We start from the raw sequence: 21,807 nt of genomic DNA, 5'->3' as shown, positions 1-21,807 counted from the left end.
GGCCCGGTGTCGCGGAGGTGAACAGGCGGTGCCGCACCGGGCGGCGACCGTGAGCCTAGTGGCCGACCGGCATCGGAGCGTCGGACTCGGCCGGGCGTCGCACGAAGAAGGCGGCGACGATCGCGACGGTCGCGATCGAGGCGCCCCAGACGAAGGCGGAGTGGATGCCGCCGGCCGAGGCGGCGACCTGGTCGGCGCCGTCGCGGGCGAGCGCGGCCGACTGGATCGAGAGCACGGTGACGAACAGCGCCGTGCCTGCCGCGCCTCCGAGCTGCTGGACCGTGCCGATGATCGCACTGCCGTGCGAGTAGAACTTGGGCCGCACCGACCCCAGCCCCGCCGTGAAGAGGGGAGTGAAGACGAACGCCAGGCCGAGGCTGAGCAGCACGTGCAGCGCGAGGATCATCCACGACGTCGAGTTCTCGTCGAGCGTGGTGAAGCCCCAGAGGGCCGCGGCCACGATGATCGATCCGGGCACGAGCAGCACGCGCGGTCCGAAGCGGTCGAAGGCACGTCCGACGAACGGAGCGAGCAGTCCCATCAGCAGACCGCCGGGGAGCAGCAGGAGGCCTGTCTCGAGGGGTGTCAGACCGAGGACGTTCTGCGTGTAGAGCGGCAGGAGGATGAGGGTGCCGAACAGCGCCGACATGCTGATCGCCATCATCACGATGACGATCGTGAAGTTGGCCGAGGTGAAGGTGCGCAGGTCGAGCAGGGCGCGGTCGGTCTTCTGCAGCGAGAGCTGGCGCAGGACGAAGCCGATGAGGCCGACGGCCGCCACGACGAACGGCACCCACGGAGCGACGATCGCGTCGCCGCCCTCGCTCAGGCTGCTGAGCCCGTAGACCAGGCCGCCGAAGCCGAAGACGGAGAGCACGATCGAGAGCGCGTCGATGGGGATCGAGCGCGGCTCCGTGACGTTCTCGACCTTGCGGAGGCCGAGCAGCAGAGCACCGATCGCGATCGGCAGCACGATCCAGAACATCCAGCGCCAGCCGAGGAAGTTGAGGATGACGCCCGAGATGGTCGGCCCGACCGCCGGGGCGACCGAGATGACGATCGAGATGTTGCCCATCATCCGGCCGCGGATCGCCGGCGGGACGAGGGTCATCACCGTGGTCATCAGCAGCGGCATCATGATCGCCGTGCCGCCGGCCTGCACCACGCGCGCGGCGAGCAGGACGGCGAAGCTCGGGGCGAGCGCCGCCGAGAGAGTTCCGATGCTGAACAGCGTCATCGCCGCGGTGAACAGCGTGCGGGTGCTCAGCCGCTGGATCAGGTAGCCGGTGATCGGGATGACGACGGCCATCGTGAGCATGAACGCCGTCGAGAGCCACTGGCCCACGTGCGCCTCGATGCCGAAGTCGGCCATCAGGTCGGGCAGCGCGACGCTCATGATCGTCTCGTTGAGGATCACGACGAACGCCGAGACCAGCAGCAGGCTGATGACCAGGCGGCTCTTCGGGTCGAGCGTCGTCGACCGCTCGGGCGCGGCGGTCCGCGTGTCGGTGAGGGTGCGCTCGGTCACTGGTGCGTCTCCGGTCGTGAGGGGGATCGTCGTGAGGGGCGCATCGTCGGGGTGGGATCGATGCGACGGGTGGTACGAGGCTCAGAACACTGCCGGGCACCTCCGACATTCCCGAAAGGCCGACATCCGTCGAGCATCCGGCGTGTCGGAGGCGCGGCTCAGCCCGCGAGCACCGCCGCGAACGCTCCTGCCGCGCTCTCCGCCTCCGCGACCGTCGACTCGGCCCCGAAGCTGAAGCGCACGGCCGTCTGCGCGACGGCGGGCTCGAGCCCGAGTGCCAGCAGCACCGCCGACGGCTCGTCCCGGCCCGCGGCGCACGCCGAGCCGCTCGAGACGACGACCCCGCGCTCCTCCAGCGCCAGCAGGATCGACTCGCCGCTGCGTCCCGGCACGACGTAGGACGCGATCGACGGGAGGCGGTGCTCCGCGGATCCGGTCGGCACCGCCCGAGGCGCCTGTGCTGCGACCTCTGCCGCGAAGGTGTCGCGCACCGCCGCGATCCGGTCCGCTCGCGTCGGATCGACGAGCCGCACCGCCGCACCGAGGGCGACCGCGAACGCCACGTTCTCGGTGCCCGAGCGCCGCTCGCGCTCCTGCCCGCCGCCGTGCAGCAGCGGCTCGAAGGGCACCCGGCTCCGGAGCAGCAGCGCCCCGACCCCCTTCGGCGCGCCGAGCTTGTGCCCCGAGATCGACACCGCATCGGCGCCGAGCCCCGTCAGATCGAGCCAGCCCGCGGCCTGCACCGCGTCGACGTGCAGCGGGATCCGGTGCTCGCGGCAGAGCGCCGCGATCGCCGGCACGTCCTGCACCGTCCCGATCTCGTTGCTCGCCGCGACGATCGAGACGAGCGTCGTGTCGGGCCGGAGGAGCGCGGCGAGGGCCGCGAGGTCGAGCCTCCCGGACGCGTCGACCGGCGCGATCGAGACCTCGAACCCGTGCAGTCGCCGCAGGTGATCCGCCGACTCGACGGTCGCCTCGTGCTCGATCGCCGAGATCACCACGTGCCGCCCGCGCGGGGCGCCGAGCGCGATCCCCTTGATCGCCGTGTTGATCGACTCCGTGCCTCCCGACGTGAAGAGGGTCTCGGAGGCGCGCCCGCCCAGGAACGCCGCCACGCGACCGCGCGCCTCGTCCAGCGCCCTGGCGGCCGCGTCGCCCAGCGAATGGCTGCTCGACGGATTGCCGTACTCGTTCGTCAGGAAGGGCCACATCGCCTCGAGCACCTCGCGGCGGACGGGGGAGGAGGCCGCGTGGTCGAGGTAGATCACGCGGCGGCCGACACCGCGATGTCGAGCCCGAGGTCGAGCGCGCGGACGCTGTGCGTGAGCGCGCCGACCGAGATCACGTCGACCCCCGCCTCCGCGATGGCGCGGACCGACTCGAGGTTCACGCCTCCGCTCGCCTCGACCACGGCACGACCCGCGATCAGCTCGACGCCCTCGCGCAGCTGCGACGGGGTGAAGTTGTCGAGCATGATCGTGTCGGCGCCACCCGCGAGCGCCGCCTCGACCTGGTCGAGCCGGTCGACCTCGACCTCGATGTGCGTCGTGTGCGAGACGGTCGCGCGCGCGGCACGCAGGGCGGTGGTGAGGTCGATCCCGCGCCCGGCGAGGATCGCGAGGTGGTTGTCCTTGGCGAGGATCGCGTCCGAGAGCGAGAAGCGGTGGTTGTGCCCGCCGCCGCTGAGCACTGCGTGCCGCTCCAGAGCCCGCAGCCCCGGCGTCGTCTTGCGGGTGTCGACGATGCGCGCCCGCGTGCCCTCGACCGCGGCGACGTAGCGTGCGGTGAGGGTGGCGATGCCGCTCATCCGCTGCACCAGGTTGAGCGCCACGCGCTCGCCGCGCAGCACGCCGCCGGCCGGCCCGTCGATCCGGGCGAGCACGTCGCCGGTGTCGAAGGGAGAGCCGTCCTCGGCGACGTCGGAGACGCGGATCCGCGAGTCGGCCTGCAGGAACGTGCCCAGCAGCACGGCGCCGCCGCTGAAGACTCCCGGCTCGCGGGCGACGAGCTGCGCCGAGGCCGTCGCGTCCGGGGGGATCAGCGTGTCCGACGTGAGGTCGCCCCAGGGGGCGTCCTCCTCGAGGGCGAGGGTGACGAGGCGTTCGATGCTCTGACGGGTCAGCACGGGACGGCGACCTTCCTGGTGCCGGCGACGCGGTAGGCGGTCGCGGAGGGGGTGGGGTGGTCGGTCCGGTGGTGCGCGCCGCGCGACTCGGCGCGGGCGAGCGCCGCATCGATGAGCGCGAGGCCCGCGGTCCGGAGGTTCGTGTTCTCGAGAGTCTCGAGGGTGAGGGGGGCAGAAGTCCCGGCGGCGAGCGCGTCGCGAGCTGCTTCGAGCCCCGTCGCGTCGCGGGAGAGCCCGGCGCCCGCCCACATCGCCGCCTGCAGCGCCGCGCGGTCGAGGGCGAGTGGCACGACGGGTGCAGCAGCGGCGGCGTCGGAGGCGGACGGGGCCGGCAGATCGAGCGCCGCCGCCGCGCGCCGCGCGAACACCACACCCTCGAGCAGGCTGTTCGACGCGAGGCGGTTCGCCCCGTGCACCCCGGTGCAGGCGACTTCTCCGACCGCGAACAGGCCGGGGAGGCTCGTCCGCCCGTCGAGGTCGGTCGCGATCCCGCCCATCCAGTAGTGCGCCGCGGGAGTCACCGGGATCAGGTCGTCCGCCAGCGACAGCCCGCCGGTTCGGCAGGCGGCCGAGATCGTCGGGAACCGGCGTGCCAGCGTCGCCGCGGGGATCGCCCGCGCGTCGAGGTGCACCGGCAGCCCGCCCTGGAGCCGCATCCGCTCGGCGATCGCCCGCGCCACGACATCGCGCGGCGCGAGCTCGGCATCGGGGTGCACCGCCGGCATGAAGCGCGTGCCCGCGGCGTCGCGCAGGACCGCGCCCTCGCCTCGCACCGCCTCCGAGACGAGGAAGCCGCTCGCCAGCGCCGTGGGGTGGAACTGGTAGAACTCGAGGTCGGCCGTCTGCGCGCCCGCACGGATCGCTGCGGCGAGTCCGTCGCCGGTCGCGACGGCGGGGTTCGTGGTGTGGCGGTAGAGCCTGCCCGCGCCGCCGGTCGCGAGCACGACCGCGTCCGCGTCGATCCGCTCGACCCGCCCCTTCCGCAGGACGTCGACTCCGCTGACCGCGTCTCCCGGCCGCACGAGGTCGACGAGGGCGGTGTGCTCGAGCACCGTGACAGCGGAGGCGGTCCGCACCGCGGCGACCAGCGCCGCCTCGATCGCGGCGCCGGTCGCGTCGCCTCCGGCGTGCAGGATCCGGGCGCGCGAGTGGGCCGCCTCGAGTCCGCGCGCGAGGTCGTCGCCGTCGCGGTCGAAGCCGACGCCCCACGCCTGCAGCGCTGCGACGGACGCGGGGCCCTCTCCGCAGAGCACCTCGACCGCCGAGCGCGAGCACAGCCCGGCGCCGGCGGTGAGCGTGTCCTCGACGTGCAGGGCGACGGAGTCCGCCGGGGAGGTGACCACCGCGATCCCGCCCTGCGCGTAGCGCGTGTTCGACTCCGCGAGCTCGCCCTTGGTCACGAGGACGACCTCGTGCCGGCGCGCGGCCAGAAGGGCGGTGACGAGTCCGGCGATCCCGCTGCCGACGACGACGACGCGGTCCATGTCAGGCAGCCGCGACCGGGCCGGCGGGCGGGACGGCGGCGAGCATCCGCTCGAGGGCGACGCGCGCCTCGGTCTGCACGGAGTCGTCGACGCTGATGCGGTTGAGCACGCGGCCCTCGACGAGCCCCTCGAGCACCCAGGCGAGGTAGCCCGGGTGGATGCGGTACATCGTCGAGCACGGGCAGACCACGTCGTCGAGGCAGAAGATCGTGTGCTCGGGATACTGCGCGGCGAGGCGCTGCACGAGGTTGATCTCGGTGCCGATCGCGAAGGTGCTGCCCGCGGGCGCGGCCTCGATCGCCTTCACGATGTAGTCGGTGGAGCCGTACTCGTCGGCCGCGTCGACGACCGCCATCGGGCACTCGGGGTGCACGATCACGCGGACGCCCGGGTGCTCGAGGCGCGCCTTCTCGATCTGCGCGACGGTGAAGCGCTTGTGCACCGAGCAGAAGCCGTGCCAGAGGATGACCTGCGCATCGAGCAGGGTCGCGGTGTCGGAGCCGCCCTGCGGCTTGCGCGGGTTCCACATCGGCATCCGCTCGAGCGGCACGCCCATCGCCTTGGCCGTGTTGCGGCCGAGGTGCTGATCGGGGAAGAAGAGGACACGCTGCCCGCGAGCGAAGGCGTCCTCGAGCACGGTCGCCGCGTTCGAGGAGGTGCAGACCACGCCTCCGTTGCGACCGCAGAACGCCTTGAGCGCCGCGGAGGAGTTCATGTAGGTCACCGGGACGAGCGGCACGCGGCCATCGGCGTCCGGTGCGGTGCCGTACAGCTCGGTCAGCTCGGCCCAGGCGTCCTCGACCGAGTCGATGTCGGCCATGTCGGCCATCGAGCAGCCGGCGGCGAGGTTCGGGAGGATCACGGCCTGCTCCGGACGCGACAGGATGTCGGCGGTCTCGGCCATGAAGTGGACACCGCAGAAGACGATCGCCTCCGCCTCCGGACGGCCCTTCGCGGCCTTCGCCAGCTGGAACGAGTCGCCCACGAAGTCGGCGTACTGCACGACCTCGTCGCGCTGGTAGAAGTGCCCGAGCACGACGACGCGGTCGCCCAGGGTCTCCTTCGCCGCGAGGATGCGGCGGTGCAGCTCGTCGGCGCTCGCCGCGGTGTACTCGTCGGGCAGGCGGCCCTGCACCGGTGCCTCCGCCGGGATCGGGTCGGCCTGGGAGGCGCCGGGACCGTACGCCGGGAAGCCGAGGTCGAACGACCAGGGCGCGTCGGCGAGCTCGGGGGCGCAGGTCGCGCCGGGGGCTCCCCGCTCGATGAGCTGGATGGTGCTGTCGACCGATGTCACGGTGTCTCCTCGGATGGTGCGGACTGACGGGGCGCTCAGACGGGGAGCGGACCGTTGTCGACGAGTGCCACTGACCCGTCGTAGCGGTAGAGCCGGGGCGGGCGGTGACGGGTGCCCGTCAGGCGCTCCTCGGTCGGTACCACGGTCTTGGAGGCCTCGATCGTGCGGCGGAAGTTCGCCGGATCGAGGGGCTTCTGGAGCACGGCCTCGTGCACCTCGCGCAGCTGAGCGAGCGTGAACGTCCCGCCGAGGAACGCGTGCGCGATGCGCGAGTACTCCATCTTGTTGCGGAGGCGCCAGAGCGCGTACTCCACGATCACCCCGTGATCGAACGCGAGCTCGAGGGGCAGGTCGGTGCAGAGCCAGGCGACGTTCTCGTCGTCGATCGCCTCGTCCGCCTCGGAGGTGCGCACGAGCGCCCAGTAGACGATCGAGACCACGCGGCGCTCGCCGGGGGAGCGGTCGGTGCCGCCGACGGCGTAGAGCTGCTCGAGGTAGCGCGGGCCGAGCCCGGTGGTCTCGCGGAGGGTGCGGCGCGCCGCCTCCGCGAGATCCTCATCGGGGCGCAGGGGGCCGCCGGGCAGCGCCCAGAGCCCCTCGAACGGCTCGCGGATGCGGCGCACGACCGGGATCCACACGGTGCTCGCGCCCGTCACGGGGTGCGGGCGCAGCGCGAAGATCACGGTCGACACCGCGATCTGCGGCTGATCGTCTCGCTCCACGGGCTGTCCCTACTAAAAGTCGTCGTGACCCTAACTGCTGGAAGGAGCTTAGTGTCATCTCGACCCGAACACCAAACGCCGAACACTGTGCACCCGCATCACCGCCCCCGCTAGGCTGACCGCACAACCGAATACCGGGCCGCATACGCGACGCGGGAGAGCCGACTCCGGTCGGCACCGAAGGAGCAAGCCTCCCCGCCAATCTCTCAGGTCTTGTACCGCGTCGAACTGGCCACTCTGGAAAGCGATCCGATCCCGGGATCCGCCGATGGTGAAAGCGCTCCGGCGCGAATCTCTCAGGCACCGCGACAGAGGGGGAGTTCCCACGGCACTGCTGTGCCTCGCACCATCGACCTGTGCGGGCGCGTGCGCAGCACTGCGACGAATTGGAGAACTCCCATGTCCGAAGAGACCCCCGTAGACGCCCCCGACACCGGCGGCATCGAGATCGACTCGCCCGACGCCACCGCGCCGAGCACCGAGCCCCGGCACTCGCCGCTGCACGACGTGCACGTCGCGGCCGGCGCCTCCTTCACCGATTTCGCCGGCTGGTGGATGCCGGTCCGCTACTCCGGCGATCTCGCCGAGCACCACGCCGTCCGCACCGCGGCCGGCCTCTTCGACCTCTCGCACATGGGCGAGATCCTCGTCGTCGGCCCGGAGGCGGTGGACGCCCTCGACTACGCCCTGGCGAGCGATCTCTCGGCCGTCGCCGTGGGCCGCGCGAAGTACACGCTCCTCCTCGACCGCACCGGCGGCGTGATCGACGACCTCGTCGTCTACCGCACCGGTGAGGACCGCTTCATGGTCGTCGCGAACGCCTCGAACCGTCACGTCGTCGCCGAGCAGCTCCGCGACCGCACCGCGATGTTCGAGTGCGAGCTCTTCGACGAGAGCGACGACGTCGCCCTGATCGCGATCCAGGGGCCGCGCTCGCTCGAGATCCTGCAGAACGTGCAGGGCCTCGCTATCGAGACCGAGCGCGGGGCGGAGTCGGTGCTCGACACCGATCACGCCGCCCGCCTGCTCGAGGAGCTGCTCTACTACCGCGCCGTGCCCGCGACCTTCGAGGCGCACCCGATCCTGATCGCGCGCACCGGGTACACCGGTGAGGACGGCTTCGAGATCTACGTCGCTCCCGACACCGCCCCGACCCTCTGGCAGGCGCTCGCCGAGACGGGAGCCGGCGCGGGCCTCGTCCCCGCGGGCCTCGCCGCACGCGACACCCTCCGGTTGGAGGCGGGCATGCCGCTCTACGGCCACGAGCTCTCCCGCGAGATCTTCCCCGCGCAGGCCGGTCTGGGCCGTGTCGTCGCCCTCGGCAAGCCGATCGACTTCGTGGGCCGCGCCGCGAGCGAGGAGGGCCCCTCCGGGGACGCGCCCGTGCTCGTCGGTCTGACCGGCGAGGGGCGCCGCGCCGCCCGCGCCGACTACAGCGTGTACGCCTCCGACGACGCGACCGACCCGATCGGAGTCGTCACGAGCGGGGTGCTCTCGCCCACGCTCGGCATCCCGATCGCCATGGCCTACGTCGCCCCCGCCCAGGCGCAGCCCGGCACGACGCTCTCCGTCGACATCCGTGGCAGCCGCCTCCCGATGACTGTCACCGCCCTCCCCTTCTACTCGAGGAAGAAGATCTGACATGGCCGTTCCGACCGAACTGCAGTACACCTCCGATCACGAGTGGATCCTCGTCGACGGCGACACCGCGACCGTGGGCATCACCGCCTACGCCGCCGACAAGCTGGGCGACGTCGTGTTCGTCGAGCTGCCCGACGCGGGCTCCCGCGTCGAGGGCGGCAGCGTGGTGGGTGAGATCGAGTCGACCAAGTCGGTCGGCGAGCTCTTCGCGCCGGTCGACGGCGAGGTCCTCGAGACCAACTCCGCCGTCGTCGACAGCCCCGAGCTGGTCAACTCCGACCCGTTCGGCGAGGGCTGGCTGATCAAGGTGCGCTTCGACGCCCTGCCCGACGGCCTGCTCGACGCCGCCGCCTACAGCGAGCTGGTCGGAGAGTAGATGTCGACCCCCCGCACCCCCGGCGACTTCGAGTCGCGCCACATCGGGACAGACGCCGACGCCCAGCGCACCATGCTCGCCTCGCTCGGCTACGACTCCGTCGACGCCCTCGTCGCCGCCGCCGTCCCCGACTCGATCCAGGTCCGCGACCTCGACCCGGTCCTCCCCGCCCCCGCGACCGAGACGGAGGCGCTCGCCGAGCTCCGGGCCCTCGCCTCGCGCAACACGGTGCGCCGCCCGCTGATCGGTCTCGGCTACCACGGCACCCATGTGCCCGCGGTGATCAAGCGCAACGTCCTCGAGAACCCGAGCTGGTACACGGCCTACACGCCGTACCAGCCCGAGATCTCGCAGGGCCGCCTCGAGGCGCTCATCAACTTCCAGACGATGGTCTCCGACCTCACCGGGCTCGACACCGCCGGTGCCTCGATGCTCGACGAGGGCACCGCCGTCGTCGAGGCGATGCTGCTGGCCCGCCGGGCGTCGAAGGCGCGCACCGACGTCTTCGTCGTCGACTCCGACGCCCTTCCGCAGACCCTCGCGCTGCTGCGCGGCCGGGCGGAGGCGGTCGGCATCCGCATCGTCGAGCTCCCGCTCTCCGAGACCCCGGCCGAGCGGATCCCGGAGGCGTTCGGCGCCCTCGTGCAGTACCCGGGCGCCTCCGGCCACCTGTGGGACCCGTCGGCCGTCCTCGCCGCCGTCAGGGCCCACGGCGGCCTCGGCGTCGTCGCCGCCGACCTCCTCGCGCTCACCCTCGTCCGCTCGCCCGGCGAGCTCGGCGCGGACGTCGCGGTCGGCACCTCCCAGCGCTTCGGCGTGCCGATGGGCTTCGGCGGACCGCACGCCGGCTACCTCGCCGTGCGCAAGGGACTCGAGCGCCAGCTCCCCGGCCGCCTCGTCGGCGTCAGCCAGGACGCGGCGGGCCACCCCGCCTACCGCCTCTCGCTGCAGGCGCGCGAGCAGCACATCCGCCGCGAGAAGGCGACCTCGAACATCTGCACGGCGCAGGTGCTCCTCGCCGTCATGGCGGCGATGTACGCGGTGTACCACGGACCGGACGGGCTCGCCCGCATCGCGGAGCGCGTGCACTCGAACGCCGCTCTGCTGGCCCGCCTGCTGCTCGATCGCGGCCACTCCCTCCGGCACGCCGACTTCTTCGACACCGTCGCCGTCGTCGTGCCGGGTGGCGCGGAGGCGGCCGTCGGCCGTGCTCGCGACGCCGGCTTCGACGTGCGCCTGGTCGACTCCGACACCGTCGCCGTCGCGATCGACGAGACCGTGACCGCCGAGGAGGTCGTCGCCGTCGCGACCGCGATCGGCGACCTCGACTCCTCCTCCGGCTTCCTCGGAGGATCGGCGCGCAGCATCCCCGCGGCCCTCGATCGTGCGACGCCGTTTCTGGTGCACCCGGTGTTCAACACCCACCGCAGCGAGACGTCGATGATGCGCTACCTCAAGCGCCTCGCCGACGCCGACTACGCGCTCGACCGCGGCATGATCCCGCTGGGCTCGTGCACGATGAAGCTCAACGCCGCCAGCGAGATGGAGGCGGTGAGCTGGCCCGAGTTCGCGAACCTGCACCCGTTCGCTCCCGAGTCCGACGTCGAGGGCTCGCTCGCCCTCATCGACCAGCTCGAGCGCTGGCTCGCCCACCTGACGGGCTACGACTCCGTCTCGCTGCAGCCCAACGCGGGCTCGCAGGGTGAGCTGGCGGGCCTGCTCGCGATCCGCGGCTTCCACCGCGCGAACGGCGACCTCGACCGCACCGTCTGCCTCATCCCCTCGAGCGCGCACGGCACGAACGCCGCCAGCGCGGTGCTCGCGGGCATGAAGGTCGTCGTCGTCGCCTGCGACGAGCTCGGCAACGTCGACCTCGACGACCTGCGCGCCAAGATCGGCGAGCACGCGGCGGGCCTGGCCGCACTGATGATCACCTACCCGTCGACCCACGGCGTCTACGAGCACGAGGTCGCCGAGATCTGCCGCCTCGTCCACGAGGCCGGCGGACAGGTGTACGTCGACGGCGCGAACCTCAACGCCCTGCTCGGCTTCGCCCGCTTCGGCGACTTCGGCGGCGACGTCTCGCACCTCAACCTGCACAAGACGTTCTGCATCCCCCACGGCGGAGGCGGCCCCGGAGTCGGCCCCGTCGCCGCGAAGGCGCACCTCGCCCCGTTCCTGCCCGGGCACCCGCTCGCGCAGCGGCTCGAGCACGCCGTCGGTCAGAACGGCGAGACCGTCGTGCACGGAGGCGCCCCCGTCTCGGCCGCCCCGTACGGCAGCCCCGGCATCCTGCCGATCTCGTGGGCCTACGCCCGCATGATGGGCGAGGAGGGCCTGCGCGCCGCGACCGGAGCGGCCGTGCTGTCCGCGAACTACGTGGCCGCGCGCCTCCGCGAGCACTACCCGGTGCTCTACACGGGCGACAACGGCCTCGTCGCCCACGAGTGCATCCTCGACATCCGCCCGCTCACCGCGGCGACCGGAGTCACCGTGGACGACGTCGCGAAGCGCCTCGTCGACTACGGCTTCCACGCGCCGACGATGAGCTTCCCGGTCGCGGGAACGCTGATGGTCGAGCCGACCGAGAGCGAGGACCTCGCCGAGATCGACCGCTTCATCGACGCGATGATCGGCATCAAGGCCGAGGCCGACCGCGTGGGCGCGGGGGAGTGGCCGGTCGACGACAACCCGCTCCGCGGCGCCCCGCACACCGCCGAGTGCCTCGTCGCCGAGGAGTGGACGCACCCGTACTCGCGCGAGGAGGCGGTCTACCCCGTCCGCTCCCTCGTCCGCGGCAAGTACTGGCCGCCGGTCCGCCGCGTCGACCAGGCCTACGGCGACCGCAACCTCGTCTGCGCCTGCCCGCCGATCGAGGCCTTCGCCTGATCCGACGGGTCGGGCGCTGATCGATCCGTCATGGACGGCTCCCTCCAGCGACTGGAGGCAGCCGTTCGTGACGGATCGATCGTCTGTCAGCCGCTCGGCGTCGGCGTCGCGGTGGCAGCCGGCGCCGCGAACAGCTCCGGCCACAGCGCGACCGCCAGCGGATACCCGACGAACGACACGATGTCGATGATCGAGTGCGCGATCACCAGGGGAAGCGTCCGCCCGAAGCGCTGGTAGAAGAGCCCGAACACGAGCCCCATGATCACGTTGCCGATGAACGGCCCGATGCCCTGGTACAGGTGGTAGCTGCCCCGGAGGAGCGCGCTCGCGAACAGGATCCGCCAGCGCCCCCAGCCGAGGTCCTCCAGGCGCGCGAAGAGGTACCCGACGACGATCACCTCCTCCTGGATCCCCGCCCGGATCGCGGAGAGCACCAGGACCGGGACGGTCCACCAGAAGGTGTCGAGCGGCGAGGCGACGACCGCGACGGTGATGCCGAGCGCCCGGCCGAGCGCGTAGAGGCCGATCCCCGGCGCGCCGATCGCGATCGCGAGCACCACGCCGCTGCCCAGATCGAAGCCGGGACGCCGCAGGTCGAGCCCGAGGCGGCCGAGCGGACGCCCCGTGCTCTGCCAGAGCAGGAACGCGCAGAGGGCGACGGGCACGAGGTCGAAGAACAGGGCGAGCAGCTGGTAGATCAGGTCGAACGTCGGACGATCACTGAGCGATCCGTTGATCGTCGTCGTCTGATCTCCGAGGGCGACCGACCGGGTCAGCTTGTTCGTGATCGAGACCACGGAGTAGACGGCCGACGCCCCGAGCGAGAGCCCGAGGACGAGCAGCACTTCCGCGCCGATCCGGCGCCGTGACGAGGTCCTGCCTGGAAGATCGTGGGACACCGTCCGGATCCTTTCGCAACTTCGATGGCGTGCGTGAATCTGCTTGCACACGCAGGATTTGTGCGGCGCGACGCAAGGATTCCACCTCCCGGTTACCGCTGTGTAACGGTTCCCACATGCTTTTGCGGAGATAGCGAGTCAATACATAGTCTCGTCCAAGGCATTCGCGCGGTGGCCAACAGTCTCCCGTGCGCCGACGCCGTCGCCACGCGCACGGCCCTCTCCGCGTCAGAGAAACCACTTCTCGCGCGCCCTCACACCACTGGAGGAATAGTGAAAATCAGACGATTCGGCCTCGGGGCTCTGGCGCTCGTCGCCGCGAGCACCCTGGTCCTCGCCGGCTGCAGCAGCAGCTCGGACGACAACGGCGGGGGTGACGCGGGAGGCGACTCCTCCGCGATCATCACCACCAACGGCTCCGAGCCTCAGAACCCGCTGATCCCGACGAACACCAACGAGGTGGGCGGCGGCAAGATCCTCGACGAGATCTTCGCGGGCCTCGTCTACTACGACGCCGAGGGTGCGCCGCAGAACGACGTCGCCGAGTCGATCGAGTCGGACGACGCGCAGAACTACACGATCACGATCAAGCCGGACCTCACCTTCACGAACGGCGACCCGGTCACGGCGAACTCGTTCGTCGACGCGTGGAACTACGGCGCGAAGCTGTCGAACAACCAGCTGAACAGCTACTTCTTCGAGGACATCGAGGGCTTCAGCTACGACGAGGACAGCGAGCTCACCGGCCTCGCGGTCGTTGACGACACCACGTTCACCGTGGCGCTCAAGGAGCCGAAGTCGGACTTCCCGCTCCGCCTCGGCTACTCGGCGTACTACCCGCTGCCCGCGGCCGCGTTCGACGACATGGACGCCTTCGGTGAGAACCCGATCGGCAACGGCCCGTACATGCTCGCGGGCGATGACGCGTGGCAGCACAACGTGCAGATCGACCTCGTCGTGAACCCGGACTACGCCGGTGGCCGCAAGCCCGTCAACGGCGGCCTCACGGTGACCTTCTACGCCACGCAGGACGCGGCCTACTCCGACCTCCAGGGCGGCAACCTCGACGTCCTCGACGCCATCCCGGACTCGGCGTACGGCACCTACGAGAGCGACCTCGGCGACCGTGCGGTCAACCAGCCCGCCGCCGTGTTCCAGTCCTTCACCATCCCGGACCGCCTCGCGCACTTCGGTGGCGAGGAGGGCCAGCTGCGTCGTCAGGCCATCTCGATGTCCATCGACCGCGCTCAGATCACCGACGTGATCTTCGAGGGCACCCGCACCCCCGCCTCCGACTTCACCTCCCCGGTGATCGACGGCTGGAGCGACTCCCTCGAGGGCGCCGAGGTGCTCGAGTTCAACGCCGACAAGGCGAAGGAGCTGTGGGCTCAGGCCGACGCCATCAGCCCCTGGGACGGCACCTTCAAGATCGCCTACAACGCCGACGGCGGCCACCAGGGCTGGGTCGACGCCGTGTCGAACTCGATCAAGAACACGCTCGGGATCGATGCAGAGGGTGACGCCTACCCGACCTTCGCCGAGGCGCGCACCAAGATCACGGACCGCACCATCGAGACCGCGTTCCGCACCGGATGGCAGGCCGACTACCCGGGTCTGTACAACTTCCTGGGCCCGCTGTACGCGACCAACGCCTCCTCGAACGACGGCGACTACTCGAGCGCCGAGTTCGACCAGCTGCTCGGTGAGGGCGCTGTCGACACCGACCTCGACTCGGCGAACGAGAAGTTCCAGCAGGCGCAGGAGGTCCTCCTGAAGGACCTGCCCGCGATCCCGCTGTGGTACTCCAATGTGACCGGCGGATACGGCGAGACCGTGTCGAACGTGCAGTTCGGCTGGAACTCGGTGCCGCTCTACTACGAGATCACCAAGAACTAAGCTGCTAGAACTGGGGCGCTTCGCCCGCGTGGTCGACTCCGGTCGGCCCGTGGGCGGAGCGCCCTGTTTCGGTCCGAATCGAATGAGGTCTCCCACCATGCGACACCGGAATCGGCAGGGCTGAGATGCTCGCCTACATCGTCCGACGCATCCTGCAAGCCGTCCCCGTGCTGATCGGCACGACGTTCCTGATCTACTTCATGGTCTTCGCCATGCCGGGGAACCCGCTGCTCTCGCTCTTCGGCGACAAGACGCCGAACCCCGCGCTCCTCGCGCGTCTCGAGGAGCAGTACCACCTGAACGACCCCTTCATCGTCCAGTACCTCTACTACCTCGGCGGAGTCGTCCGGGGTGACTTCGGCATCTCGTTCTCGGGGCAGTCGGTCAACGACATCCTGGCCCGCACCTTCCCGGTCACCCTCACGCTCGCCATGATGGCGATCATCATCGAGATCGTCGTCGCTCTCACCGTCGGGCTCATCAGCGGCCTGCGCAAGGGCTCGTTCTTCGACGCGAGCGCGCTGGTGGTCAGCCTGCTGCTCGTGTCGGTGCCGATCTTCGTGCTCTGCTTCATCGCCCAGACCTTCTTCGCGGTCCAGCTCGGCTGGTTCCCGCCCACAGTGGGCGGTCAGGCGACGTTCGAGCGGCTGCTGCTGCCGGCGATCGTCCTGGCCCTGTTCGTCGTCGCCTCCGCGATCCGCCTCACGCGCGGCTCGGTCATCGAGACGGCGGGCTCCGACTTCGTCCGCACCGCCTACGGCAAGGGACTCTCGCGCCGCCGCGTCGTCCCCGTGCACATCCTGCGCAACTCGCTGATCCCCGTCACGACCCAGTTCGGCGCCGACTTCGGCCTCCTGATCGTGGGCGCGACGGTGACGGAGGGCATCTTCAACGTTCCCGGAGTCGGGAACACGCTCTACCAGGCGATCATCCGAGGAGAGCGGCCGACCGTCGTCTCCTTCGTCACGGTGATGGTGCTGTTCTACCTCGTGGTGAACATCCTCGTCGACCTGCTCTACGCCGTACTCGACCCGAGGATCCGCTATGCCAAATGAGACGCCCGGCGCACCGCGCCGCATCGATCACTTCGTCGCTCCTCTCGAAGAGACCCCGATCGCGTCGATCGACGCCGTCTCGCTCGACGAGAAGCCCAGCAACCTCTGGACCGACGCCTGGCAGGACCTCCGCAAGCGCCCGATGTTCTGGATCTCGGGTGCGCTGATCGTCCTGATCATCGCGGTCGCTCTGCTGCCCAACCTGTTCACGTCCGTCGACCCGCGTGCCTGCGACCTCGGCCGCAGCCTCGACGGTCCCGGCAACGGAAGCGTGCTCGGCTACACCAAGCAGGGCTGCGACGTCTTCTCGCGGATCATCTTCGGGACCTCGACGTCGCTGTCCGTCGGCCTCATCGTGATCGCGATCACCACGATCACCGGTGTCATCGGAGGAGCCCTCGCCGGCTTCTTCGGCGGCTGGGTCGACACCGTGATCATGCGCGCGGGCGACATCTTCTTCTCGATCCCCTACATCCTCGCCGCGGTCGTCATCATGTCGGTCTTCTCGGCGAACCGGAACGTTTTCGTCATCGCCCTGGCGATCGGCGCGTTCGCGTGGCCCACCACGGCCCGCGTCCTCCGGTCGGAGGTCCTCCGGGTCAAGCAGTCCGACTTCGTCGGCGCGGCGACGGCCACGGGGCTCTCGCGGATGGCGATCCTCTTCCGGCACGTCATGCCCAACTCCATCGCTCCCGTGATCGTCGTCACGACGATCTCGCTCGGCGCGGCCATCACGGCGGAGGCGACGCTGTCGTTCCTCGGCGTCGGCCTCCCCGGCTCGGTGATGTCGTGGGGCAACGACATCAGCCAGGCGCAGCGCGACCTGCGGACCAACCCGCAGACGCTGATCTACCCGTCCGCCGCGCTGACCATCACGGTGCTGAGCTTCATCCTGATGGGTGAGGCCCTGCGCGACGCGCTCGACCCGAAGGCGAGGGCCCTCCGATGACGACCACACCCCCCACCCCGACCGGTCCTCTCCTCGAGGTCCGCGACCTCGAGGTCGGCTTCCAGACCGGCAGCGGCCTGGTGCAGGCGCTCCGCGGTGTCAGCCTCACGATCGAGCACGGCCAGACCGTCGCCATCGTGGGTGAGTCCGGCTCGGGCAAGTCGACGACCGCTGCGGCGATCATCGGCCTGCTGCCGGGCAGCGGCAAGGTCACCGGCGGCTCGGTGCTCTTCGACGGCAAGGATCTCGCCAAGGCCTCGCGCACCGAGCTGGAGGACCTCCGCGGCCGCCGGATCGGCTACGTGCCGCAGGACCCGATGTCGAACCTCAACCCGGTCTGGTCGATCGGCTTCCAGGTCGAGGAGACGATCAAGGCCAACGGCCTCGCCACCGGTCGCAAGGAGATCCGCGAGAAGGCGATCGAGGTGCTCAAGAACGCCGGTCTCGCCGACGCCGAGAAGCGCCTCAAGCAGTTCCCGCACCAGTTCTCCGGAGGCATGCGCCAGCGCGTGCTCATCGGCATCGGTCTCGCAGCGGCTCCGCAGCTCCTCATCGCCGACGAACCCACCTCGGCGCTCGACGTCACGGTGCAGCGGAGGATCCTCGACCACCTCGAGACCCTGACCAAGACCGACGGCACCGCGCTGCTCTTCATCACGCACGACCTGGGTCTCGCCGCCGAGCGCGCCGAGAAGCTGATCGTCATGTACAAGGGCCGCATCGTCGAGTCGGGCGCCTCGGTGGAGGTGCTGCAGAACCCGCAGCACCCCTACACGCAGCGCTTGATCGCGGCTGCCCCGAGCCTCGCCTCGCGGCGCATCCAGTCGACCGCGGGTGCGGCGACGGAGGCGGTGCCCGGCGAGTCCGCCGACGTCCGCGAGGTCGACCTGGTCCGCGCCGCCGGCGTGCACACGGGCGGGCCCGCGGCGGCGACGAAGCCGATGATCGAGGTCGAGAAGCTCACCAAGGTCTTCAAGATCCGCCGCGGCGGGCTGAAGGCCGAGGACTTCACCGCCGTCGACGAGGTCTCCTTCTCGATCCCGAAGGGGACCACGACGGCCCTCGTGGGGGAGTCGGGGTCGGGCAAGTCGACCATCGCCCGCCTCGTTCTCGGTCTCGAGACCGCGACCAGCGGCGCGATCTCGATCGACGGCCGCCGCACCGAGAAGCTGCGCGGCAAGGAGATGCTCGCGCTCCGCCGCTCGATGCAGCCGGTCTTCCAGGACCCGTACGGGTCGCTCGACCCGCTGTACAACATCGGCAACACCATCTCGGAGCCGCTGAAGGTGCACAACGTGGGCGACCGGACGTCGCAGCGCGAGCGCGTGTTCGAGCTGCTCGACCAGGTGTCGCTGCCCCGGGTGATCGCGGGCCGCTACCCCAATGAGCTCTCGGGCGGTCAGCGCCAGCGTGTCGCGATCGCGCGTGCGCTCGCGCTCAAGCCGGAGATCGTCGTGCTCGACGAGGCCGTCTCGGCGCTCGACGTGCTGGTCCAGGCGCAGATCCTCCGCCTGCTGGCCGATCTGCAGGCCGAGCTCGGACTGACCTACCTGTTCATCACGCACGACCTCGCCGTGGTCCGCGTGATCGCGGACGACGTCTGCGTGATGCAGTCGGGGAAGATCGTCGAGCACGCGTCGACCGACACCGTGTTCGACTCGCCGCAGAAGGAGTACACCCGCGAACTGCTCGCCGCCATCCCCGGCGCGGGGATCGAGTTCGCGGTCTGATCCGCTCGATCGAGGGCCCCGTCCCGCGCCGTCCACCCCGTGTTCACCGGGGCGGCCGGCCGGGATCGGGGCCCTCCGTCGTGCCGCGGCGCGCCTGCGCTACGATTGAGGGTCCCCCTTTATGCACGAGAACACGAGACGAGTCCGTTAATGGCAAGTGCCACCCGCTCCGACCTGCGCAACGTCGCGATCGTCGCCCACGTCGACCATGGCAAGACCACGCTGGTCGACGCCATGCTCAAGCAGACGAACTCCTTCGACGCGCACGCCCACGTGGACGAGCGCGCGATGGACTCGAACGAGCTCGAGCGCGAGAAGGGCATCACGATCCTCGCGAAGAACACCGCTGTCTCGTACAGCGGCATCCACGCGACCGACGGCCCCATCACCATCAACGTGATCGACACCCCCGGCCACGCCGACTTCGGCGGCGAGGTCGAGCGCGGCCTCTCCATGGTCGACGGCGTCTGCCTCCTGGTCGACGCGTCGGAGGGCCCCCTCCCGCAGACCCGCTTCGTGCTCCGCAAAGCGCTCGAGGCGAAGCTCCCCGTCATCCTGCTGGTCAACAAGACCGACCGCCCGGATGCGCGCATCGACGAGGTCGTCGCCGAGAGCCAGGACCTCCTCCTGGGTCTCGCCTCCGACATGGCGGACGACGTCCCCGACCTCGACCTCGATGCGATCCTCGACGTGCCCGTCGTCTACGCCTCCGGCAAGGCCGGCCGCGCGTCCTCGAACAAGCCCGAGAACGGCACGCTGCCCGACGCCGAGGACCTCGAGCCGCTCTTCGAGGCGATCCTCAAGCACATCCCCGCGCCGACCTACGAGGACGACGCGCCCCTCCAGGCGCACGTCACCAACCTCGACGCCTCGCCGTTCCTCGGCCGCCTCGCCCTCCTCCGCGTCTTCAACGGCACGATCAAGAAGGGCCAGACCGTCGCCTGGGTGCACCACGACGGCTCGCACACCAACGCGCGCATCACCGAGCTGCTGATCACGAAGGCACTCGACCGCTACCCGGCCGAGTCCGCGGGCCCCGGTGACATCGTCGCGATCGCGGGCTTCCCCGAGATCACGATCGGCGAGACCATCGCCGACCCGGAGGACATCCGTCCCCTGCCGGCCATCACGGTCGACGACCCGGCGATCTCGATGACGATCGGCACCAACACCTCGCCGCTCGTCGGCAAGGTCAAGGGCCACAAGCTCACCGCGCGCATGGTGAAGGACCGGCTCGACCGCGAGCTGATCGGAAACGTGTCGCTCAAGGTCCTCGACATCGGCCGTCCCGACTCGTGGGAGGTCCAGGGCCGCGGCGAGCTCGCGCTGGCCATCCTCGTCGAGCAGATGCGCCGCGAGGGCTTCGAGCTCACGGTCGGCAAGCCCCAGGTGGTCACCCGCCAGGTCGACGGCAAGGTGCACGAGCCCTTCGAGCACCTGACGATCGACGCTCCGGAGGAGTACCTCGGCGCGATCACGCAGCTCCTCGCCGCCCGCAAGGGCCGCATGGAGAACATGGCGAACCACGGCACCGGCTGGGTGCGCATGGAGTTCATCGTGCCCTCGCGCGGCCTGATCGGCTTCCGCACCGAGTTCCTCACCACCACCCGCGGCACCGGCATCGCGAACGCGATCCTGCACGGCTACGAGCCGTGGGCGGGCGCCATCGTGACCCGCAACAACGGCTCGATCGTCGCCGACCGCACCGGCGTCGTGACCCCGTTCGCGATCATCGCGCTCCAGGAGCGGATGACCTTCTTCGTCAACCCGACCGAAGAGGTCTACGAGGGCATGGTCATCGGCGAGAACTCGCGCAACGACGACATGGACGTCAACATCACCAAGGAGAAGAAGCTGACCAACATGCGTCAGTCGACCTCCGACACCTTCGAGTCGATGACGCCGTCGCGTCAGCTGACTCTGGAGGAGTGCCTCGAGTTCGCCCGCGAGGACGAGTGCGTCGAGGTCACCCCCGAGATCGTGCGCATCCGCAAGGTCGAGCTCGACGCGAACGCCCGCGCGCGTCAGACCAGCCGCCTCAAGAAGCAGGGCTGATCTCACGGAAGGCCGGTCGGAGCGCGCTCCGGCCGGCCTTCCGCATGTCCGGCGTCACCTCCGCACGAGGCCGCGTGCGGCCTGCAGGCGATGGTGCGGTCTGCAGGCGATGGCGCCGGATTCATGGGTCTGTGCTCGCAGAATCTTGCAGATCCGTCGGATCTCCTGCAAACCGCACCCGGACCACCCTGACGAGAGCCCGGCTCACCCCGTCGGCGTCGGCGTCGAGCCCGACGACTCCGCCTCGAGCGTCGCTGTGATGAACGAGACGAACGCGTCCGCGTCGTCCGGCGCTCCCGTGTACTGCTGCCCGTTGACGAGCACCGTCGGCGTCGACACCAGCTTGTCGAGCGAGGAGTTCGCGAGTGGCTGCGTGGTCGCCCGCTTCGTGGCGGCTGCGACCCACGGCCTGAACTCGCCGCTCGTGATGCACGCGAGCACGTCGTCGTCGGTCACGCCTGCGTCCGTCACGAGAGTGCGCAGTGCGTCGTCGTCGAGCCCTGTCGTCCCCTCCGCCGGCTGCTTCGCGAACAGCGCCTCGTGCACGGCGAGGAACCGGTCGGGGTCCTCGTCCGCCACGCAGGCCGCGACGTTCGCGGCCCTGCTGGAGTACTGGGAGCCCGCCGACGACGAGTCGAGGATCGCGATCGGATGGATTTCGAGGGTGATCGCGCCCTGCGTCAGCCACGACTCCAGATTCGCCGAGTTCGCCGACTCGAACTGCCCGCAGTAGGGGCAGAGGTAGTCGACGTAGAGGTCGACGGTCACGACGCCGCCGGCGCGCGCCGTCGCCTCATCGGTCGCCACGGGCTGCGCGTCCGCCTCGATCGGCGCCGTCGTGACGGCCGTGGCGGCGGAGTCCGAGCCGGAGAGCACGATCCCGTCGCTGAGCATGTTCGCCGGGCCGATGCTCGCGACGGCCTGCTGCGACCACACGTTCCAGGCCACGAGGGCGACGACCGCGAGCACACCGAGGGCGGCACCGCTCTGACCGAGGATGCGGTTCCGCCGTCGGCGCCTCCGCTCGGCCTCGCGCCGCTCCTTCGCCTCCTCGCGAGCGAGCTCCTGCCGCTCCCGCTTGGTCAGCCCGCTCTTCGCACCGTGTCCAGACATCGGCCCGACGCTAGGCAGCCGGTCTCTGCGGAGGGTAGGAGCGAGCGGCGC

At 70.5% G+C, this 21,807-nt stretch carries 16 protein-coding genes and 2 riboswitches; of the genes, 8 read left to right on the top strand and 8 right to left on the bottom strand.

Going from position 1 to position 21,807, the window contains the following annotated elements; genetic code table 11:
• Positions 1-55: 55 nt before the first annotated feature.
• The 6 genes from ASG06_RS20120 to ASG06_RS18280 all read right to left on the bottom strand — a co-directional run bounded on the left by ASG06_RS20120 (position 56) and on the right by ASG06_RS18280 (position 7,153).
• On the bottom strand, positions 56-1,528 hold the full coding sequence (locus ASG06_RS20120; protein WP_056045020.1) for a DHA2 family efflux MFS transporter permease subunit: 1,473 nt from the start codon (positions 1,526-1,528) through the stop codon (positions 56-58).
• 158 nt (positions 1,529-1,686) lie between these two features.
• Positions 1,687-2,796: a cysteine desulfurase family protein gene (locus tag ASG06_RS18300; protein ID WP_056045018.1), complete on the bottom strand. Its 1,110-nt coding sequence runs from the start codon at positions 2,794-2,796 to the stop codon at positions 1,687-1,689.
• Positions 2,793-3,653 (bottom strand): carboxylating nicotinate-nucleotide diphosphorylase, encoded by an 861-nt coding sequence (gene nadC, locus ASG06_RS18295; RefSeq protein WP_056045014.1) that lies wholly within the window; start codon positions 3,651-3,653, stop codon positions 2,793-2,795. Before nadC ends, ASG06_RS18300 begins: the two co-directional genes overlap by 4 nt.
• Entirely contained in the window at positions 3,647-5,137 is a 1,491-nt protein-coding gene (gene nadB / locus ASG06_RS18290; RefSeq protein WP_056045013.1) for an L-aspartate oxidase, read from the bottom strand. Before nadB ends, nadC begins: the two co-directional genes overlap by 7 nt.
• 1 nt (position 5,138) lies before the next feature.
• Entirely contained in the window at positions 5,139-6,431 is a 1,293-nt protein-coding gene (nadA, locus tag ASG06_RS18285; RefSeq protein WP_056045011.1) for a quinolinate synthase NadA, read from the bottom strand.
• A gap of 35 nt (positions 6,432-6,466) precedes the next feature.
• Positions 6,467-7,153 (bottom strand): NUDIX hydrolase, encoded by a 687-nt coding sequence (locus ASG06_RS18280; RefSeq protein WP_056045009.1) that lies wholly within the window; start codon positions 7,151-7,153, stop codon positions 6,467-6,469.
• A gap of 143 nt (positions 7,154-7,296) precedes the next feature.
• Positions 7,297-7,384, top strand: a riboswitch (glycine riboswitch).
• A 1-nt stretch (position 7,385) separates the two neighbouring features.
• Positions 7,386-7,472: riboswitch (glycine riboswitch) on the top strand.
• 80 nt (positions 7,473-7,552) lie between these two features.
• Here ASG06_RS18280 and gcvT point away from each other — a divergent pair.
• The 3 genes from gcvT to gcvP are packed head-to-tail and all read left to right on the top strand — an operon-like array spanning position 7,553 to position 12,059.
• Positions 7,553-8,794, top strand: coding sequence for a glycine cleavage system aminomethyltransferase GcvT (gene gcvT, locus ASG06_RS18275; RefSeq protein ID WP_082499356.1), 1,242 nt, complete (start codon positions 7,553-7,555; stop codon positions 8,792-8,794).
• A 1-nt stretch (position 8,795) separates the two neighbouring features.
• The gene (gene gcvH / locus ASG06_RS18270) at positions 8,796-9,170 is read left to right on the top strand and encodes a glycine cleavage system protein GcvH (RefSeq protein WP_056045007.1); all 375 of its coding nucleotides are present in this window, start codon (positions 8,796-8,798) and stop codon (positions 9,168-9,170) included.
• Positions 9,171-12,059 (top strand): aminomethyl-transferring glycine dehydrogenase, encoded by a 2,889-nt coding sequence (gene gcvP, locus ASG06_RS18265; RefSeq protein WP_056045005.1) that lies wholly within the window; start codon positions 9,171-9,173, stop codon positions 12,057-12,059.
• 86 nt (positions 12,060-12,145) lie between these two features.
• Here the strand turns inward: gcvP and ASG06_RS18260 are convergent, their stop codons facing one another.
• The gene (locus ASG06_RS18260) at positions 12,146-12,958 is read right to left on the bottom strand and encodes a CPBP family intramembrane glutamic endopeptidase (RefSeq protein WP_197409462.1); all 813 of its coding nucleotides are present in this window, start codon (positions 12,956-12,958) and stop codon (positions 12,146-12,148) included.
• A 273-nt stretch (positions 12,959-13,231) separates the two neighbouring features.
• Between ASG06_RS18260 and ASG06_RS18255 the strand changes: the two genes are divergently transcribed.
• The 5 genes from ASG06_RS18255 to typA all read left to right on the top strand — a co-directional run bounded on the left by ASG06_RS18255 (position 13,232) and on the right by typA (position 20,643).
• Positions 13,232-14,854 carry a peptide ABC transporter substrate-binding protein gene (locus tag ASG06_RS18255; RefSeq protein WP_056045003.1) on the top strand — a complete coding sequence of 541 codons (1,623 nt, stop codon included), beginning with the start codon at positions 13,232-13,234 and terminating at the stop codon, positions 14,852-14,854.
• A gap of 125 nt (positions 14,855-14,979) precedes the next feature.
• Positions 14,980-15,909: an ABC transporter permease gene (locus tag ASG06_RS18250; RefSeq protein WP_056045001.1), complete on the top strand. Its 930-nt coding sequence runs from the start codon at positions 14,980-14,982 to the stop codon at positions 15,907-15,909.
• Entirely contained in the window at positions 15,899-16,858 is a 960-nt protein-coding gene (locus ASG06_RS18245) for an ABC transporter permease (protein WP_056044999.1), read from the top strand. The genes ASG06_RS18250 and ASG06_RS18245 overlap by 11 nt, the downstream gene beginning before the upstream one ends.
• A complete protein-coding gene (locus ASG06_RS18240) occupies positions 16,855-18,588 on the top strand; it encodes a dipeptide ABC transporter ATP-binding protein (protein ID WP_056044997.1) in 1,734 nt (577 codons plus the stop codon). Before ASG06_RS18245 ends, ASG06_RS18240 begins: the two co-directional genes overlap by 4 nt.
• A 150-nt stretch (positions 18,589-18,738) precedes the next feature.
• Complete coding sequence (gene typA, locus ASG06_RS18235) at positions 18,739-20,643, top strand: translational GTPase TypA (RefSeq protein ID WP_056044996.1); 1,905 nt, start codon at positions 18,739-18,741, stop codon at positions 20,641-20,643.
• 204 nt (positions 20,644-20,847) lie between these two features.
• On the opposite strand, the gene ASG06_RS18230 is transcribed toward typA, so the two are convergent.
• Positions 20,848-21,756, bottom strand: a complete 909-nt coding sequence (locus ASG06_RS18230) for a DsbA family protein (RefSeq protein ID WP_056044994.1) — start codon at positions 21,754-21,756, stop codon at positions 20,848-20,850.
• Between the last annotated feature and the right edge of the window lie 51 nt (positions 21,757-21,807).

Source organism: Rathayibacter sp. Leaf185, assembly GCF_001423885.1.
Classification (GTDB): domain Bacteria; phylum Actinomycetota; class Actinomycetes; order Actinomycetales; family Microbacteriaceae; genus Rathayibacter.
The sequence above is the reverse complement of the archived record's forward strand: the minus strand, read 5'-3'. Positions and strand labels throughout refer to the sequence as shown.

What these genes read in the sequence shown, in the direction of transcription:
- nadB (WP_056045013.1), bottom strand. Translation starts at nt 5,137, where the DNA reads ATGGACCGCGTCGTCGTCGTCGGCAGCGGGATCGCCGGACTCGTCACC.
- gcvT (WP_082499356.1), top strand. Translation starts at nt 7,553, where the DNA reads ATGTCCGAAGAGACCCCCGTAGACGCCCCCGACACCGGCGGCATCGAG.
- gcvH (WP_056045007.1), top strand. Translation starts at nt 8,796, where the DNA reads ATGGCCGTTCCGACCGAACTGCAGTACACCTCCGATCACGAGTGGATC.
- gcvP (WP_056045005.1), top strand. Translation starts at nt 9,171, where the DNA reads ATGTCGACCCCCCGCACCCCCGGCGACTTCGAGTCGCGCCACATCGGG.
- ASG06_RS18250 (WP_056045001.1), top strand. Translation starts at nt 14,980, where the DNA reads ATGCTCGCCTACATCGTCCGACGCATCCTGCAAGCCGTCCCCGTGCTG.
- ASG06_RS18245 (WP_056044999.1), top strand. Translation starts at nt 15,899, where the DNA reads ATGCCAAATGAGACGCCCGGCGCACCGCGCCGCATCGATCACTTCGTC.
- ASG06_RS18240 (WP_056044997.1), top strand. Translation starts at nt 16,855, where the DNA reads ATGACGACCACACCCCCCACCCCGACCGGTCCTCTCCTCGAGGTCCGC.
- typA (WP_056044996.1), top strand. Translation starts at nt 18,739, where the DNA reads ATGGCAAGTGCCACCCGCTCCGACCTGCGCAACGTCGCGATCGTCGCC.
- ASG06_RS18230 (WP_056044994.1), bottom strand. Translation starts at nt 21,756, where the DNA reads ATGTCTGGACACGGTGCGAAGAGCGGGCTGACCAAGCGGGAGCGGCAG.